This is a genomic window from Empedobacter brevis NBRC 14943 = ATCC 43319, from assembly GCF_000382425.1.
Lineage (GTDB): Bacteria > Bacteroidota > Bacteroidia > Flavobacteriales > Weeksellaceae > Empedobacter > Empedobacter brevis.
In genome coordinates, this window is sequence record NZ_KB908297.1 from 121,661 (window position 1) to 140,397 (window position 18,737).

Here is an 18,737-nt window from a genome sequence, read left to right on the forward strand (position 1 = left end):
GCACACCTTTTTGTGATATGGACAAGTTAAAAATTTATAATATTGTATTTACAAGCTTGCCTCTAGGTAAGAGTGATTTTACATTCGAATTATCACAATCGTTCTTTGATTTATTTGAAATTGAGCAAGATTTTGAAAACCCTAACATGGTTGCTACAATCATTTTAGATAAAAAATCAACAATGCTTGAGTTGGAAATCACCTTAAAAGGCAACATTACTGTTCCTTGCGATTTAACTGGAGAATTGTTTCAGCAAGAAATTTCGAATAATACAGAATTAATTGTTAAATTTGGCGACGAGTTTGACGATACTGATAATGAAATTTGGATAATTCCTCGTGAAGAATATCAAATTAATGTCGCTCAAATTCTTTATGAATTAGCCATATTATCAGTACCAACAAAACGAATTCATCCTGACGTGTTAAATGGTAAGAGTGATTCTGAAATGATAGATTTGCTAGACCAATACAGTATTTACGAATTAGACGAAGATACAGAAGACGAAGAGAATGACAACGATAATGGAGATGACGATGATAATGACGACATTGATCCTCGTTGGGCAAAATTGAAAGATTTGAAACCTTAACAGGTTTTTATATTAAAATAAATTATAGAAATAAAGAAAAAAAAGTAGTTAGATATGGCACATCCTAAGAGAAGACAGTCGTCAACAAGAAGAGATAAACGTAGAACACACTACAAAATCGAAGCTCCACAATTAGCAATCGATAAAACAACTGGTGAAGCACATTTATACCACAGAGCTCACTGGTCTGATGGTAAATTATACTACAAAGGAAAAGTAGTTTTAGAAAAAGTACAAGAAGTTACTGAATAAGACATCCTTTGAAAGATTTTAAAGCTGTTTCTAAAAGAAACGGCTTTTTTTTATTTTTTTTTCAATACCTTTGATTTCGTTTAACAAAAAAATAACGAAAAAGGTCAAATAAAAAACCGCATTATATGGACATTAAAGACATTCAAAATTTAATTAGATTCGTATCAAAAGCAGAAGTTGCTGAAGTAAGCATCAAACAAGATGACATTGAAATCAAAATCAAAACTTTAGCTAGCGTTCCTGCACAAGTTGCATCTCAACAATTTTATGTACCTCAAGCTCCTGTAGCTCAAGCTGCAGCGCCTCAAGCGCCAGTTGCTACACCAACAAATAACTCTCCACAAGAAGAAGACAACAGTAATTTGATTACGGTTAAATCTCCGATGATTGGTACTTTCTACCGTTCTGCAGGTCCTGGTAAAGAACCTTTCGTAGGTGTTGGTGATTCTATTGCTCCTGGTAAAGTTTTATGCATTGTTGAGGCAATGAAATTATTCAACGAAATTGAATCAGAAATTTCTGGTAAAATTGTAAAAATCTTAGTTGACGACGCAAGTCCAGTTGAGTACGATCAACCATTATTCTTAGTTGATCCTGCTTAATCTATTACATCTAAAAAAATTATGTTTAAAAAGATATTAATCGCTAATAGAGGTGAAATTGCAATGCGTATTATACGCACTGCAAAAGAAATGGGAATCAAAACGGTTGCCGTTTACTCTAAAGCAGACGAGACTTCATTACACGTACGTTTCGCTGACGAAGCTGTGTGTATTGGTCCTGCTCCAAGTAAAGATTCGTACCTAAAAATGGCTAACATCATCGCGGCTGCAGAAATTACTGACGCGGATGCTATTCACCCAGGTTATGGATTCTTATCTGAAAATTCTACTTTCTCTAAAATCTGTCAATCGAACGGAATTAAATTTATTGGTGCGCCAGCAGATAACATCGACCGTATGGGAGATAAAGCAAATGCAAAAGCAACCATGAAAGAAGCAGGAGTTCCTGTAGTTCCAGGTTCTGATGGGTTATTAGAAAGCTATGAACAAGCTGTAGAAGTTGCGCGTGAAATTAAATACCCTGTCATGATGAAAGCTACCGCCGGTGGTGGTGGTAAAGGTATGCGTGCAATCTGGAAAGAAGAAGATTTATTACATGCATGGGAATCTGCACGTACTGAAGCTGCTGCAGCTTTTGGTAACGACGGAATGTACATGGAAAAATTGATTGAAGAACCTCGCCATATCGAAATTCAGGTAGCAAGTGATCAAAACGGAAAAGCTTGCCATTTGTCTGAACGCGACTGTTCTATCCAACGTCGTAATCAAAAATTAGCTGAAGAAACACCTTCTCCTATTATGACGGATGATTTACGTCAACGCATGGGTGAAGCTGCAATTAAAGCATGTGAATATATCGGTTATGAAGGTGTTGGTACTATTGAGTTCTTAGTTGACAAGCATGGTGATTTCTACTTTATGGAAATGAACACACGTATCCAAGTAGAACACCCAATTACAGAACAAGTTACAGGATTTGATTTGGTACGCGAACAGATTATGTTAGCTGCAGGAGAACCTATTTCTGGTAAAAATTATTATCCACAAGGACATTCAATAGAATGCCGTATCAACGCAGAAGATCCTTACAACGACTTCCGTCCGTCTCCGGGAAAAATAACAAATATCAATATTCCTGGTGGGAATGGGGTTCGTGTAGATACACACGTTTATGCCGGATATACAATTCCACCGAATTACGATTCTATGATTGCTAAGCTAATTGTAACGGCACAAACACGTGAAGAAGCAATTCAAAAAATGAAACGTGCTTTAGGTGAATTCTATATTGAAGGAATCAAAACAACAATTCCTTTCCATTTACAATTAATGGACCATCCAGATTTCATCGCAGGTAATTATACTACAAAATTCATGGAAGATTTTCAATTTGACGAAACTTACGCGAATTACGGAGAATTTTAAGAAATTAAGATTTCAAAATAATAATAAAAGGCAAGAACAGTTGTTCTTGCTTTTTTTATTTTATGTCATTCTGTCATTAAAAATCAATTGGCGTAATTGTTGGAAATATCAAACCCAAAGAGGCAAATAACGTTTTGGACGAAATCATACAAAAGCTAAATCTAAACAATTTGGTGGGATTGAATCTGAATTGTTAATTTATAGAAAATGAATTGCTTGGATTTTCATATTCTACTATTAAAAATGATTAAAATTTTATACATTTGCACTCCAAATTTAAGGTAGATGAATATTACTAAAAATACAACAGACAAATTAAACGCAGTATTAACTGTAACTGTTGATAAGGCAGATTATCAAGAAAAAGTAGTTGACGTATTAAACCAATACAGAAAAACAGCTAACATCAAAGGTTTCCGTAAAGGACAAGTTCCGATGAGTTTTGTAAAAAAACAATACGAACAAGCTGTTATTTTTGATACAGTTAACGAAATTTTACAAAAAAGTGTTTCTGATTACATCAACACAGAAAAATTATCAATCTTAGGAAATCCAGTTCCAGTTATAAAAGATGTTGATTGGGATGCTGATCAATTATCATTTGACTTTGAACTAGGATTAGCACCAGAATTTGATGTTGATTTATCGAAAGTTGAAGTTGAAAGCTACAAAGTGAAAGTTGCTGATGATGAAATCCAAAAATATGTTGACAATTTTGCTTCACGTTTCGGATCATTAAAATCTTTAACTGAGGCTGAAGCTGAAGCTGTATTAAAAGTTGAAGCTGCAGTAGAAGGACAAGAAGCTAAACCAACATTTATTCGTTTAGAAGAGTTAAAAGATGCATCGGCTTTTATCGGTAAAAAAGTTGGTGATGTTGTAGAAGTAAATTCTAATGATATTTTTGACACTGCTGAAGAAGCTGCTCAACAATTGAACACAGAAGTTTCTGAAGAAGGAACTAAAGTAGCTTATACAATCAAAGAAATTAACAAAGCTGAAAAAGCAGAAGTTAACCAAGAATTATTTGATAAAGTATATGGAGAAGGAGCTGTAGATACTGAAGAAGCTTTCCGTAACAAAATCAAAGAAGAGTCAGAGAACATGTACAACAAAGAATCTGACAAACAAATTATCAATGATGTTGTCGCTAAATTATTAGATACCGTAAAATTTGATTTACCAACAGAATTTTTAACAAAATGGTTAATTACTTCTAACGAAAATGTAACTTCTGAAGAACAAGCGAAAGAAGAATTGACAAAGATGGACAAAGGTTTACGTTACCAATTAATAGAAGCTAAAATTGCTGAAGTTAACAACGTAGAAGTAAATGCTGAGGAAGTAAAAGAAGCTGCTTTTGCCGCAATCAAAGATCAATTAAAAATGTACGGTCAAACTTCTATTCCTGAAGAAACATTACAACAAATTGCAATGTCTGCTTTACAAAATCAGGAAGAATACAACCGTTTATCATACCAAGTGTTTACAGACAAAATGTTAGACATTTTCAAAAACAATGTAAAATTAAATGAAAAAGAAGTTACATTTGACGAGTTTGTTGACATTATTACTGAAAAAAATAAAGAATTAGCAGAAGCTTAATTGCTTCTAGAAAATTCTTTATACCTTTCATTTAAAATCTAAATTTAATAATGAAAAACGTAGGAGAAGAATTTAAAAAATATGCGTTGTTAGACAAAGGAATTAGCTCTTTACATATGGAGAGTTATATCCAAAATACAACGCCTTACATCGTTGAAGAAAGAAAATTAAACGTTGCTCAAATGGACGTTTTCTCTCGTTTGATGATGGACAGAATCATCTTTTTAGGAACAGCAATTGATGACCAAATTGCAAATATTATTCAAGCACAATTATTGTTCTTAGAAAGTGTGGATGCAACAAAAGACATTCAGATTTATGTTAACTCACCGGGTGGTGGTGTTTATGCCGGATTAGGAATTTATGATACAATGCAGTTAGTGAAACCTGACGTTGCAACAATTTGTACAGGAATGGCAGCTTCTATGGGTGCAGTTCTATTATCTGCAGGAGCAGCGGGAAAACGTTCGGCACTTAAACATTCTCGTGTGATGATTCACCAGCCTTTAGGAGGTGCTCAAGGACAGGCGACTGATATGGAAATTACATTGAAGGAAATCTTGAAATTGAAAAAAGAATTGTATGATATTCTAGCACATCATTCAGGTCAAACTTTCGAACAGATTGAAAAAGATGGTGAACGTGACTATTGGATGACTTCTCAAGAAGCAAAAGAATACGGAATGATTGACGAAGTTTTATTACCTCGTTCTTAATTTCTTATTCAATTTATATAAAAAAGGATACTCGTAGTTGAGTATCCTTTTTTATTTATAAAATTTCTACCTTTTATAAAGTTATAAAAATGAATCAAAAAGACAACAATCTAAAAAGAGGATATAAAAGTCTTATTTTAAGCAAGCATAAGTCTTAAATAAATTAACACAGAAATATTTTCTATCTTCAAGAAAATAAATACCTTTGCAGCTTAATTAAGTAAAAAATTGGAAGAAAATAAGTGCTCTTTTTGCGGTAAAAGCAGAAACGAAGTAAATATTTTAGTGTCTGGAATTGACGGTAATATTTGTGATAATTGTATTGAGCAAGCTCATGGTATTGTTTTAGAGGAATCTAAATTTAATGGAAATAACGATTTGATTAAACCTTTAACCTTAAAATCACCGAGAGAAATTAAAGAATTTTTGGATGATTATGTGATAGGTCAAGATCAAGCAAAAAAAATATTATCTGTTGCAGTTTATAATCACTACAAAAGAATATTATTAGACAAAGAAAATGATGTTGAGATTGACAAATCGAACGTTATTTTAGTTGGAGAAACAGGAAGCGGAAAAACATTATTAGCAAAAACAATTGCTAAATTATTGAATGTTCCATTTGCAATTGTTGATGCAACCGTGCTTACAGAAGCTGGATATGTAGGAGAAGATGTGGAAAGTATTTTGACACGTCTTTTACAAGCTGCAGACTATAATGTAGAACTTGCCGAAAAAGGTATTGTTTTTGTGGATGAGATAGATAAAATTGCGCGTAAAAGTGACAATCCTTCTATCACAAGAGATGTATCCGGAGAGGGAGTACAACAAGCCTTATTAAAAATATTAGAAGGTACAGTTGTGAATGTTCCACCAAAAGGAGGACGTAAACATCCTGATCAGAAATTTATAGAAGTCAATACAAAAGATATTTTATTTATAGCGGGAGGAGCTTTTTCCGGAATTGAAAAACACATCGCAGATCGTTTGAAAAAACATGTGATTGGCTTCAAAAATGAAGACCAAAAAGAAATAGAAAATCTTTTGGATGAAGTAAATGCACAAGATTTGAAAAACTTTGGTATTATTCCAGAATTAATCGGACGTTTACCAATCATCACTTATCTCAAAGCATTGGACAAAGAAGCAATGAGAGCGATTTTAACAGAACCTAAAAATTCTCTTATTAAACAGTATACAAAACTTTTTTCATTAGATGGAAAAGAACTTGTAGTGACGGATGAAACATTGAATAAGATTGTAGATCGTGCAAATGAATTGGGGTTAGGCGCTCGTGGATTGAGGGCTGTTTCGGAAGAAATTTTCACGGATTTAATGTATGATATAAAAGATTTACCAGAGAAAGTTATAATATAATTAATTGTATAGTAACTTTTTAATAAAAGTTACTATATTTGTAACGAAATTACTCGTTAATTTTAAAAACCTACCAAAATAACATAATTTATGAAAAAGAATCTACTTGCTTTATTCGCACTAGGTGCGATATATAATGCATCAGCGCAAAACACATATATAAAAGATGCTGTAGTAGTAAAGGTTAATCCTAATACCTTATTCTATAACGGAGGAAATGTAAGTGTTACTACAGATGTTGCTGGAGGAACTACAGAAAAAATAATTAACGAAGGAAATATCCAAATACAAGGTGGTTTTACAAATGGAAACACTAGTGGTAAAAACTTTGTTAATCGATATGGTGTTGGTACAGGAAGTACTCATTATGGTCAATTGATTATAAATCAAAATCAAACGACTTCGGTAACTGGTAGAGTTCTTATGGAAAGAATAAAACCGGATCAAACTGCAAATGACGAATATGTTTTGTCTTTGCCTTTTAAAAATATCACAGCAAAAGAGGTTGTCAACTCTTTATCAAACAATATTTTTAAGGGGGATTGTGATGTTAATGTAGATTGTGGTGGTAATAAAAGATATTTACAGTCTTTATTGGTTTGGGATACCCGAGAGACAGAATATGACGCTGTTGATAATGACTACAGGATTGAACCTTATAAAAGATATTTATTAAACCTGAGAAATAACACCAATATTTATAATGCATTAAATGCTTTAGGAAGTGCTACTAAAATTGGTCTTGCAGGTATTCCGAGTAATGAAACTATTTCTCAATTGAACATTAAATCAGGATGGGCTAAAAATGCCAATTATGCTGATTTAACATATGGTCAATGGAAAAATAAAATAAATAATTACAACCAGTCATATGACACTTATTTAGGTAACCAAAACAATAATAATGATGCTAATCAGCTTTATGGTAAAAACCTTCATCGTTTTGGAAATCCATATACTTCAAATTTAGATTTATCTAATGTAAAAATTGGAGAGTCATGGATTACATTTAATATACCATCAGGTAACGATAAAGGTCCTACTGAAGTGTACACGAATTCATTAAGATTCCAAGTCTTTAAAATTGCAAATGGTTATACTATAACGTGGAATGAACAAAATGGTAATACCAGTACAGCAGGTCCTAACACATTAGTTAGCGCATATTTGAGCAGCAATGGAACAAATTATTTTTGGACCGGAAACTGGCAAGCATTATTGATTAAACCATATGAAACTTTTTATGTAGACTATTATACATTAAATAGAAATGCTTCTGGAAATGGAAGCCGTATAGTTACTTCGAATCTAAAATTAAAAGATTCGAATAAAACTTTCGCATATGATTATTCTGGTGTTACTCCTGTTGGAGATGGAGGCCTTCCTGGTGTTTTTAGTAGATCAAGTGAAAAAAACTCAGTTGAAAGTCTATTAAACAATGAAGAATTAAAAGCAAAAGGTTTAGTTACAGATTTCGATTTTACTCAATTAGAATTGTATTTAAGTCAAGAAAATACAATCCAAGGAAGTCCTGCTTATTTGTTGAATGCAAATTTTATGCAAACAGGTAACTCAACAACAGCAAACACTGTCGACAACCCAATCTTTTTCTATGAAGAAGATAGCTCAGGTAATGTATTAACGAATGTACAAACTATATCTAACTCATTTAATAATGAAGATTATGTTGGAAAACCTTTAAGAGTTGGGTTTAATAATTTGGAGGTTGGTAAAAAATATCAATTAAACCTTAATTTATATGAATATTCTATCTTAAATAAAGTAAAAGATTTAAAATTAGGGAAATATTTCCTACACGATAAACTTACAGACAAAATTATAGATATTAACGAAACAACAGAATTATCTTTTATAGCTGACGATAAAATTAATGATCGTTTTGAATTCTATTGGAATGAATTACCAAAAACACTAGGTACAGATGATTTGAATAGTACAAAAGCTACCTATTTATATACAAATAATGGAAGTCAGTTTGTTAAATTTGAGCAAAGTAATACTACCGCTGATATTGCAATTTTTGATTTAACAGGCCGTCAAATATTTTATAAAACAAATATTTCTACAAATTCAGATTATAAATTAAACCTTAACAATATTCCAAATGTATATGTGGTTAAGATTGTATATAAAGACGGTAAAACTGTAACTAAAAAAACCATTAACAAATAAACCTAGCTATGAAAAAATTACTAAAAATTAACCTATTCTTTTTATTTGTTTTCATTATTAATATATCTGTTAACGCTCAACCTCCGAATCCTTGTGACTCAGGTTGGGATGATTGTAATGAAAACGGAGGTAACACAGGAAATGGGGATGGTACCAGAAAAGTTCCTATTGACGATTATGCTCCTCTATTAGTAGTTACGGCGGTAACAATTGCCGGAATAATTTCTTATAGACAAAGACAACTAATTAAAAAATAAATTCATAATTTTAAACCTCAATCGTTTTGATTGAGGTTTTTTTATATCAAAATAAATTATGAAAAATAAATTTATAGTACCATTAATTGTTTTAGGTAGCTCAGCATTTGGCCAATTTAATGTTTCCGGTCAATTCGAAAATTATGCAAACAAACCTGTTCTGGTTAAAATTTTCGAAAATGCTGAATTAAAATTAGTCAAAAATACTAAAACGGATAACAGTGGTCATTTCTCAACCAATATTCCAAAAGAATACAATGGTTTTGTTCGTGTGGATTTGCCTACAGGCGAAAATTTATCTTTATTAACGGATAACAAAGATTTAAAATTTAAAACGGTTACAGGTAAAGAAATGACTTCTAAGCTTCAAGTGATGGAAGGAAATACTCAAAAAGAGTACACAAAAGTTTTAGCGCTTCAACCATTAAACGAAATTCAAAACCAAGTATTTCCTTATCTCATGCAAATGTATAAACCGACAGACGAGTTTTATACTGCTATGATAAAAGAAGATAAGCGCATTAATGAATTGAAGAGAAACGAAAATTTCTCCGGATTAATTACTTATATTAATGAACTGAGTGATTTAAAACAAAAAGGACAAAACAATAGAGATGCAGAAAATCTTGATGTAATTGTCAATCATTTTGTAAAAGATGACGAACGCTTAGAACAATCAGGAATGTTCAATGATTTGGTTTTCGCTTATATCAATGGAAAATTAGCCACAGCAGGAAACCAAGACGTTGAAGGAAATTTGATTGCAGCTACAGAAGAAATTTTAGCTAAAACGGATATTCAGACAACAAGAGGTCAAAATGTTTTGACTACAATCTTAAACTTTGTTCCTGAAAAAGAATATGCAAACTTCCATAAAAAGTATGTTGACAAAGTAAATGGTCTAACATGTAAAGTTACAGACCAATTGAAAAAAAGGGTTGGCTCAAATACATCAACTCAAATAGGAAATAAAGTTCCGAATATCACCTTTGATAAAGCCGTTAATGGAAAAAAATCATTATATGACATTAAAGCGAATCAAAAATTGATTGTCTTTTGGGCTTCATGGTGTCCTGCTTGCCAACAAGAAATTCCTTATATAAAAGAGTTCTACAAAGACTTTAAAGCAAAAGGAGGGGAAATTGTAGCAATCTCTTTGGACTATGATCAAAATGCTTTTAATAATGCGATAAAAGAATTGCCTTGGTACAACTACACGGATCTTTTAAGATGGGATTCGCCCATAGCAGCTGAATTTGGAATTGAGTCCACACCTACTTTACTATTAGTAGATAAAGACAATAAATTAATCAAGAGATTTAATCATATTTCAGAGCTGGAAGCTTCTAGATAAAAATAAAAAAAGCTACACTTAAACAATGTAGCTTTTTTTATTTTATTCTATTTTTTAAATAAATCCTTGACTATTTTTATAATGGATGATGAGAAAAATTCCAATCAGAATTGTAAAGCCCCATAGTGAGCTTCCCCCGTAACTAAAGAATGGAAGTGGAATTCCAACAGTTGGAAAAAGTCCTATCACCATTGCAATGTTAATAAAAAAGTGAAAGAACAGAATGGATGCAACTGAATACCCATAAAATCGAGCAAATTTATTCTTTTGGTTTTCTGCCAAATAAAATAGTCTTCCTACAAAAACTGCATAAACAATCACCAAGGTTGTACTACCGATAAATCCCCATTCTTCTCCTACCGTCGTAAAAATATAATCGGTTTGTTGCTCAGGTACAAATCGACCTTTTTTAATTGTTCCCTGATTATACCCTTTTCCATATAATTCACCGGAACCTATCGCTGTTTTAGCGTACAATAAATTATATCCGGATGTATCACGGTATTTCGCTTCACCTTCGTACAAGACCATTACACGTTCTTTTTGGTGTTTTGGTAATTTTTCGAAAATAATAGGTGATATAAAACTTACAGTGCTTGCAAATAACAATAATACAATTGAAGCTATAATGCTAAAATTTAAAACATTTGCTGCTAAACCTCCTTGAGTTTTGAATGGAGAATTATTGATCTCTTTTTGTTCTGTTAATTTCAAAATCAGAACGGGAACAATTGAAATAAAAAAACCTATTACCCCAAAGAAAACAGTATTAAAAAATATTGGTTCGGAAAAAAACAATGAACGCATCGGGAAAAGATGTCCAAATGATTCTCTTGTTTCTTCAGAAAGATCTTCTACGAAGTAACAAATCCCAATTAATAATAAAAAGAAGATTGATAAACCGATTAAAATTCCATGCATGGCATCTACAACATTCTGATTATAATTAAATGCCAAGATTAACAACGCTATTGTAAGGATAATAAATCCTAAGATTAAAAGTACATAAAAAGGAATTTGTACAATCGAAATCAAGAAAATAATCAATAATATAATCGGTGCTATAATGATCCAGGGATTAAGCCCTTCTCTGTATAGCGCTATACTTAATGAACAAAAGATAATAACTGATCCTAAATCAGGCTGTAATAAAATTAAAACAACAGGAATTGCTATAATGAGCAATATTTTACCTATAAACCCAATATCTTTTACATTTGCATTAGAATGATTGATAAAATTAGCTATAAGCAGTGCTGTTCCAATCTTTGCAAACTCGGCAGGTTGCAGACTCAATGGACCAAACCTATACCAAGCTTTCGCTCCATTAATCTCTTTTCCTACAATCAAAACCCCAACCAAGAGAAGTAAAGAAACAATATAAAATACGGGACTATAAATCTCAAAGAAATTCCGATTGTTTCCACTCGCTATAATCAAAGCTAAAACCATCACCATTCCAAGTCCAAACCAGATCAGCTGTTTCACACCTAAATCCGGATTGACACTGTAAACGTTCATAATTCCAAAGGTTACGATAAGAAACCCAAGGATCAAAACTGTCCAATCAATTCCTTTTAGTAATCTGCTTTGACTCATTCTTTAATTTTGTTGAATCCTTTTTTAACTTTAATATATCGTTTTTAACTGCTAATGTATCTTTTTTCACAGGTTCCACATATAATCCTTTGCGCTTCAAATAATCGATCCATTGGCGTCTATATTCTCCTTGAAGATTCCCCGCTTTCATACGTTGTAATAACGCCGGACGTTTAATGGTATCTGTAACATATAGCTCAGCAACTAAACTAGCCATTGGTCCTGCCCAAGTTGTGCCCCATGATCCGTTTTCTACAATCGCAGCAATTGCGATCTTAGGTTTATCTGCAGGAGCAAATAGCACAAACAAGGAATGATCCTGTCCATGAGAATTTTGAGAGGTACCGGTTTTACCTAATTGAACAAAAGTGTTTGTATCGAAACTACGTCCTGTTCCCATTGTAAATACATTTCGCATCCCTCTATGTATGATATCAAAATGTTTTGAATCTACCAATGTTTTCTTCTTCACCATATAAGTAGAATCTGTTAAAGGTTTTCCATCAATACGACGAACAATGTGTGGCGTGTAAAAAAATCCTTTATTGGCAATAATTGCTGTAAAATTTGCCATTTGCAGTGGCGTTGTATTAATATCACCTTGCCCCATTCCGTTGAAAATAATTCGATAAGGATTCCAAACACCTTCTCCAAATCTATTGTTATAAAATTCTGCTGTCGGAATAAGACCTTTACTCCCTACTGGTAAATCTGTTCCCATGAATTTGCCTAAACCAAAGCTATTCATAATTGCTGCCCACTCGTTAATTCCTACACTATAATCATTAGGATCCTTACGAACAATATCCCGATAAGCTTCAGAAAAAAAGTTATTACATGATTTCCCTATTGCACGTTCCAATCCCTGTGGAGCATAATACATCCCACAATGACAACCAATATGCATTCTCCCATAACGGAAACCATGTTTACAAACATAAGTTGTTTGCTCCGTCATTGTTCCCATTTGTAAACCTGCCAATGCTGTCACCATCTTAAAAGTAGACCCCGGAGGATAGGTTCCTTGTAACGATCTATCATAGGTAGGACGAGAAATAGAATCGTTAATTAATGCATTTCTCGATTTAGAATTCAAATAATCATTTGGGTTAATTGTTGGCCCAGAAGCTAAAGCCAAAATCTCTCCATTACTAGGGTCTATCGCAACAATTGCTCCTCGTTTATTTTGAAGCATTTGTTCCGCTAATTCTTGCAAACGAAAATCAATTGTCAAATTAACGGTTTTTCCACTTTTTACAGGGCGGTCATAATCACCATTTTTATAAGGTCCTACAACATTCATTGTTCGGTCTACAATCCAGTTTTTAACCCCTTTTATCCCACGTAGATCTTTTTCATAAGATTTTTCGACTCCGGCAATTCCAACCAAATCACCTGGTTGATAATATGTAGAATCTGTTTTGATATAGGCTTGATTTGCTTCATTTATATACCCCAATATATTTCCGGCAGAATTTACCATATACTTACGTTCAGGACGTTTGATGATGCTAAATGCAGGATACAAGTACAATTGTTCTTGCATTCTGGCAAAACTTTCGCGCGAAATATTTTTAAGAAAAGGGTATGGAGATAATTTTTTATAATCTTTAGCCGTTACAATTTTGGTTAAAATAGAATCAAATTGATTCGTTGAGATTCCAACCATCTTAGAGAACTTCATCTTATCAAAATCATTGATGACTTCTCCGGAATCATTCACCACTTTTGCCGGAATAATATCTAACTCATAGGAATAAGTATTACTCACCAATAATTTTCCGTTACGATCCAGAATATCTCCACGGTTAGGATAAATAATTTCTTGTTTAATTGAAGTATTAAATGCATTTAGCGTATAACGATCTGTAAACAATTGCAAATACGCCAAACGTCCTATAAATAAAAAAACTATAAATAGGATTAACGCATAGACAACCATCAACTTTTTCATACCCCAACTTTATTTTTAAATAAAATTTTATAAATGAAGATAAACACAAACGTTATTCCTGAACTTATCAATGCTTTCAACATTAATGGACCTATTCCGGTCAGTTTAAAGTTTTCCAGAAGTAATAAAACAATGTGATGTCCAAGAATTAAAATAATCAAATAAAATAACCATTGTGCAAAACTAAAAGAGTTAAACGAGAAAAACTCCATTTCATATTCTTGTTTTCCAGCTAATAATTTGATAATCGGATTTCTGAAAAATGCGATAAGCGTTAATGCAAAAGCGTGAATTCCTCCTGTATATTCAAAAATATCAACCATTAACCCTAAAAGAAAGGACAAGATTAATAAAGCATATTTGTTTTGATAAGGAGGATAAAACAACACAAATACAATATAGATATATGGTTGATAACTTCCTAAGAAATTAATGTGATTAAAGACAAAAACTTGAAGTAAAGCTAAAATTATAATCTTGATAATATTGATTAAAAAATCTTTATTGAACATTCTGCGTGTTTGTTATAGTATCTGATTTCTCTACTTGTTGAATTTCAACTTTATTAAGGTTTGTTACCACATATGCTTGAGCAAGGTTTGCAAAATCCTGTTTTAATCTTACTTGAACTTTCAATTCACCTGTTTCATCTACACCCTTGCTTACCACTTTACCAATCATAATTCCTTCCGGAAAAACCGGCGATTTACCATCCGTTTCAATGATATCTCCTTTTTTGACCTCGATATATTTAGGAATTTCATACAACTGTACAAAACGAGGATCTTTACCATCCCATTTTACTGTTCCGAAATATTGATTTCCTTTGATACGTGCATTGATATTAATGTCTTTGTTCAATAAAGAAATTGCGCGAGAATAATTTTTCCCGGCATACGTCACAATACCTATTACACCATTATTTGTGATAATACCATCACCTTTTTCTATTCCATCATTCGTACCTTTATCAATTGTCAAAAGGTTTTGCGTTTTGATAACCGAATTATTTACGATCTCAGTAGGAACAAAAGAATAAGTTTGATGATAACCTAATGTATCTGCTTTATAAAACTTTTTCGTTTTAGCATCTTTGATACCTAAATGTACTAACTGCTCTCGTAAAAAAGCATTTTCGTCCATCAATTCTTTATTCGTTTGAGGTAGATGAACAAAGTTTGTAATTTTAGCTATTTTATCGTCCACATAACCTGTGAAAGATGTGCTTGCAGAAGCAAGAATAGTTTCGTGATAAATATTTTTCTTAAAAACAAGAAACAACGCAATTAACTCTAAAAAGACAAAAATTAACAGCATTCCATTTCTTCTAATCGCATTCAGAATATATTGCATTGCTTTTTACTCTTCTATTTCATTAAGAACGTGAATTTATCTATATTTTTAAGAGCAATCCCCGTTCCTCGAACAACAGCTCGTAAAGGATCATCAGCTAAGAAAACCGGTAAACCTGTTTTTTTAGAGATACGTTGATCCAAGCCTCTCAACATTGCTCCACCACCTGCCATATAGATACCAGTGTTGTAAATATCTGCAGCTAGTTCCGGAGGAGTTTGAGACAATGTTTCCATTACACCATCTTCAATGCGTAAAATAGATTTGTCCAATGCACGAGCAATTTCGCGGTAGTTTACAGTAATTTCTTTTGGTTTTCCTGTAATCAAATCGCGACCTTGTACCGGCATATCTTCCGGTGCGTGCTCTAATTCTTCAACGGCAGCTCCTACTTCTATTTTAACACGTTCAGCGGTTCTTTCTCCAATATATAAATTATGATGGGTTCTTAGATAATATGCAATATCATTTGTAAAGACATCTCCTGCAATTTTAACAGATTTGTCACAAACAATACCACCTAATGCAACAACAGCAATTTCTGTTGTACCTCCACCTATATCAATAATCATATTACCTTTGGGTTGAGTGATATCAATACCAACTCCAATAGCAGCAGCCATTGGTTCGTAGATAAGGCGTACATCTTTTGCATTAACACGCGCACAAGAATCTTTAACGGCGCGTTTTTCAACTTCTGTAATTCCGGAAGGAATACAAATCACCATACGAAGTGAAGGTGAAAATAATTTGCCTTGAATTCCAGGAATTTTCTTGATGAACTCTGTCAACATAAATTCTGAAGCTTCAAAATCAGCAATTACTCCATCCTTCAAAGGACGAATTGTTTTTATATCGTCATGCGTTTTCCCTTGCATGTGTTTTGCTTGTTCTCCAACAGCAATAACTTTATTTGTTCTTCTATGTATAGCGACGATAGAAGGACTATCTACAACAACTTTATTATTGTGTATAATTAAAGTGTTGGCAGTCCCCAAGTCAATCGCAATTTCTTGCGTGAAAAAATCAAATAATCCCATCGTTGATTATGTCTCAGTATTATTAAAAATGAATGTACAAAAGTATAATAAATTTACATGATTATAAAAGAGAATTTAATTTTTTAATCATGTAAATATTTTTACTAAAATAGGAAGATTTTAACAATAAAAAAGGGTTAAAATATTTTTAACCCTTTTTTATGATTTTTATTGAATTTGAATATCGTAAGGCAATCGTAATTGAACGCCTTTTTGTTCGTTCAACATCTTAATTTCTTTATAAATCTTAATTCCATCCGAACCTAATTCTTTCGCTATAGCAGCTTCGGTATTCTTACCTTGAAGATTGTCCATAAATTCTTCAAAAGAATCTTTACGTTTTGGGAAACTTTCGGTTGAATATTTTTCAATCTTTGCTAATTTTGCTGCTTCTTGAATTGCTGTTTCTAAACTTCCAAAATCATCCACCAAACCAATTTCTTTTGCACGTGTACCTGACCAAACACGTCCTTCTCCTATTTTATCAACCTGTTCGTACGTTAATTTTCTATTTGCCGCAACATGGTTCACAAATTTGCCATAAATTAATACAATTGATTTCTGCATCGTATTCTTCGCTGTTGCCGACATTGGAGTTGTTAAAGATTTCAATTGATCTGCATTAGCATTTGTTTTTACTTCGTCAAAATCTAAACCGATATTGTTAAATAGTTTCTTTGCATTAGGAATCATTCCAAAGACTCCAATAGATCCTGTAATGGTATTCGGTTGAGCATATATTTTATCAGAAGCCTGTGCAATATAATATCCTCCGGACGCGGCAACATCTCCAAAAGAAACCACAATTGGCATTTTTGTTTTTAACTGCATCAATTCATATAAAATTTCTTCTGAAGCATTAGCACTTCCTCCTGGCGAATTAACACGTAAAACCAATGCTTTTATTTTATCATTTCCAGCTATTTTACGAATCGCGTCAACATAAGTTTTAGATTGAATCCCATCAAAACCATCTCCTTCTGTAATTGTTCCTGATGCATAAAGAACAGCAATCTTGTTTTTTTCCGATTTTTCTGATAACGTTTCAAAATAATCTTCAACTTTAATCGTATGTTTTTCTAGAACCTCAAAATTCGTTTTTGATTTTTCCTCTTTCAAACCAAGTTTTTCAAATAAAATTTTTTGATAATCATTTTCTTGAGCAAGAACATCATAAATTTTGTTTTCTTTTCCCATTTCCGGAATAAATGCATACAAACTATCTGTAACAAGATTAAATTGCTCCGGAGAAATTTTGCGAGACTTCGATACCGTATTGGCTACATTACCCCAAACATCATTCAATAATTCTGATAACTGCAAACGATTTTCTTCGGACATATTGGTTCTCATATACGGTTCCACAGCACTTTTAAACTGTCCATGGCGAATTACCTGAAAATCTACTCCATATTTATCTCCTGCATTTTTATAGAACATAATGTTAGAACTTAAACCTTGCAACAAAGTTCCTCCCAAAGGATTTTGATAAATTTTATCTGCAATACTATTTATATAATATGACAACTGACTTCCTGAGTTAGAATAAGAGTAAATAAACTTTCCGGACTTTTTAAAATCTTCTAAAGCATTGCGAATATCTGTTGCTTGTGTTGCTCCTCCTGAGAATTTATCTAGTTTTAAACTAATTCCCTTTATTTTATCATCATTTTTTGCTTCTTCAATAGAATGAAGAATATCTTGCAAAAATACACCTGATTCATTTGACATATTAAAAATAGATACTGAACGATCCATATCACTTTCCATAATAGGATCTTCAAGTGAAATTTCTAAAACAGATCCTTCCTTCACATTTTTAGATGGTGTGGATAATGCTGAAACAAATATCAAAACGAAAAGTATAATGATAAACACACTAAACGTTAATAGATTTCCTATAATAGTTGAGAAGACTCTCCCGAAAAAGTTTTTCATTTTTAATTTATTATTACTTTTGCACAATATGTCGCAAAATAAAGCCATTTTGTTACTAGGAACAAACTTAGGAAACAAAAAAAACAATTTAGAAATTGCTAAAACCCTTATAAACAAAGAGGTTGGAGAAATAAAAAAAGAGTCAAATATTTTAGAAAATGAGGCGGAAGGTTTTACAACAAATCATTTATTTTTGAATCAGAAAATTGAAATTACTACTCTATTTTCTCCATTTGAACTTTTAAAAAAAATAAAAGAAATCGAAGAAAAAATGGGAAGAACATATTTTCAACCAAAAGAAAATGAAAAATATGTGGATCGGCTAATAGATATTGATATATTATTTTACAATAATCTTTTCATTCATTGTTCCCGATTGAGAATCCCACACCCTCAAAACTATTCAAGAGATTTTATCAAAAGTTTATCTTTTTTTTAAGATATTAATTATTAAATCATTAGTTTTGTAAAATATATTAGCAACGCTTTATATATTATTAGTTATAAAATAATTCTAA

The 18,737-nt window shown here is 32.2% G+C and carries 17 protein-coding genes; 11 read left to right on the forward strand and 6 right to left on the reverse strand.

The window, feature by feature from the left end; genetic code table 11:
- Positions 1-17 precede the first annotated feature (17 nt).
- The 10 genes from H277_RS0111905 (at position 18) to H277_RS0111950 (ending at position 10,335) form a co-directional block, all read left to right on the forward strand.
- Positions 18-593 (forward strand): YceD family protein, encoded by a 576-nt coding sequence (locus H277_RS0111905; protein ID WP_019975823.1) that lies wholly within the window; start codon positions 18-20, stop codon positions 591-593.
- A 54-nt stretch (positions 594-647) separates the two neighbouring features.
- Positions 648-845, forward strand: coding sequence for a 50S ribosomal protein L32 (gene rpmF, locus H277_RS0111910; RefSeq protein ID WP_019975824.1), 198 nt, complete (start codon positions 648-650; stop codon positions 843-845).
- 125 nt (positions 846-970) lie between these two features.
- Entirely contained in the window at positions 971-1,447 is a 477-nt protein-coding gene (gene accB / locus H277_RS0111915) for an acetyl-CoA carboxylase biotin carboxyl carrier protein (protein ID WP_019975825.1), read from the forward strand.
- A 21-nt stretch (positions 1,448-1,468) separates the two neighbouring features.
- Complete coding sequence (gene accC, locus H277_RS0111920) at positions 1,469-2,833, forward strand: acetyl-CoA carboxylase biotin carboxylase subunit (RefSeq protein WP_019975826.1); 1,365 nt, start codon at positions 1,469-1,471, stop codon at positions 2,831-2,833.
- A 285-nt stretch (positions 2,834-3,118) separates the two neighbouring features.
- Positions 3,119-4,438 (forward strand): trigger factor, encoded by a 1,320-nt coding sequence (locus H277_RS0111925; RefSeq protein ID WP_019975827.1) that lies wholly within the window; start codon positions 3,119-3,121, stop codon positions 4,436-4,438.
- A gap of 50 nt (positions 4,439-4,488) precedes the next feature.
- Positions 4,489-5,154 carry an ATP-dependent Clp endopeptidase proteolytic subunit ClpP gene (gene clpP, locus H277_RS0111930; protein WP_019975828.1) on the forward strand — a complete coding sequence of 222 codons (666 nt, stop codon included), beginning with the start codon at positions 4,489-4,491 and terminating at the stop codon, positions 5,152-5,154.
- A gap of 228 nt (positions 5,155-5,382) precedes the next feature.
- Entirely contained in the window at positions 5,383-6,531 is a 1,149-nt protein-coding gene (gene clpX, locus H277_RS19015; protein ID WP_019975829.1) for an ATP-dependent Clp protease ATP-binding subunit ClpX, read from the forward strand.
- A gap of 90 nt (positions 6,532-6,621) precedes the next feature.
- Positions 6,622-8,724: a T9SS sorting signal type C domain-containing protein gene (locus H277_RS0111940; protein WP_019975830.1), complete on the forward strand. Its 2,103-nt coding sequence runs from the start codon at positions 6,622-6,624 to the stop codon at positions 8,722-8,724.
- A gap of 8 nt (positions 8,725-8,732) precedes the next feature.
- Entirely contained in the window at positions 8,733-8,981 is a 249-nt protein-coding gene (locus H277_RS0111945; protein ID WP_019975831.1) for a hypothetical protein, read from the forward strand.
- A gap of 58 nt (positions 8,982-9,039) precedes the next feature.
- Positions 9,040-10,335 (forward strand): TlpA family protein disulfide reductase, encoded by a 1,296-nt coding sequence (locus H277_RS0111950; RefSeq protein WP_019975832.1) that lies wholly within the window; start codon positions 9,040-9,042, stop codon positions 10,333-10,335.
- Between the two features lie 54 nt (positions 10,336-10,389).
- On the opposite strand, the gene rodA is transcribed toward H277_RS0111950, so the two are convergent.
- The 6 genes from rodA to sppA all read right to left on the reverse strand — a co-directional run bounded on the left by rodA (position 10,390) and on the right by sppA (position 18,267).
- Entirely contained in the window at positions 10,390-11,934 is a 1,545-nt protein-coding gene (gene rodA, locus H277_RS0111955) for a rod shape-determining protein RodA (protein ID WP_019975833.1), read from the reverse strand.
- Positions 11,903-13,888: a penicillin-binding protein 2 gene (gene mrdA, locus H277_RS0111960; protein ID WP_019975834.1), complete on the reverse strand. Its 1,986-nt coding sequence runs from the start codon at positions 13,886-13,888 to the stop codon at positions 11,903-11,905. The genes rodA and mrdA overlap by 32 nt, the downstream gene beginning before the upstream one ends.
- Positions 13,885-14,400, reverse strand: a complete 516-nt coding sequence (gene mreD / locus H277_RS0111965) for a rod shape-determining protein MreD (RefSeq protein ID WP_019975835.1) — start codon at positions 14,398-14,400, stop codon at positions 13,885-13,887. Before mreD ends, mrdA begins: the two co-directional genes overlap by 4 nt.
- Complete coding sequence (gene mreC / locus H277_RS0111970) at positions 14,390-15,241, reverse strand: rod shape-determining protein MreC (RefSeq protein WP_019975836.1); 852 nt, start codon at positions 15,239-15,241, stop codon at positions 14,390-14,392. Before mreC ends, mreD begins: the two co-directional genes overlap by 11 nt.
- Before the next feature lie 14 nt (positions 15,242-15,255).
- A complete protein-coding gene (locus H277_RS0111975) occupies positions 15,256-16,281 on the reverse strand; it encodes a rod shape-determining protein (RefSeq protein WP_019975837.1) in 1,026 nt (341 codons plus the stop codon).
- Between the two features lie 168 nt (positions 16,282-16,449).
- Positions 16,450-18,267, reverse strand: a complete 1,818-nt coding sequence (gene sppA, locus H277_RS0111980) for a signal peptide peptidase SppA (protein ID WP_338107162.1) — start codon at positions 18,265-18,267, stop codon at positions 16,450-16,452.
- On the opposite strand from sppA, the gene folK reads away from it, so the two are divergent.
- A complete protein-coding gene (gene folK, locus H277_RS0111985) occupies positions 18,149-18,658 on the forward strand; it encodes a 2-amino-4-hydroxy-6-hydroxymethyldihydropteridine diphosphokinase (RefSeq protein WP_081623218.1) in 510 nt (169 codons plus the stop codon). The genes sppA and folK overlap by 119 nt on opposite strands.
- The last annotated feature ends 79 nt before the right edge of the window (positions 18,659-18,737 follow it).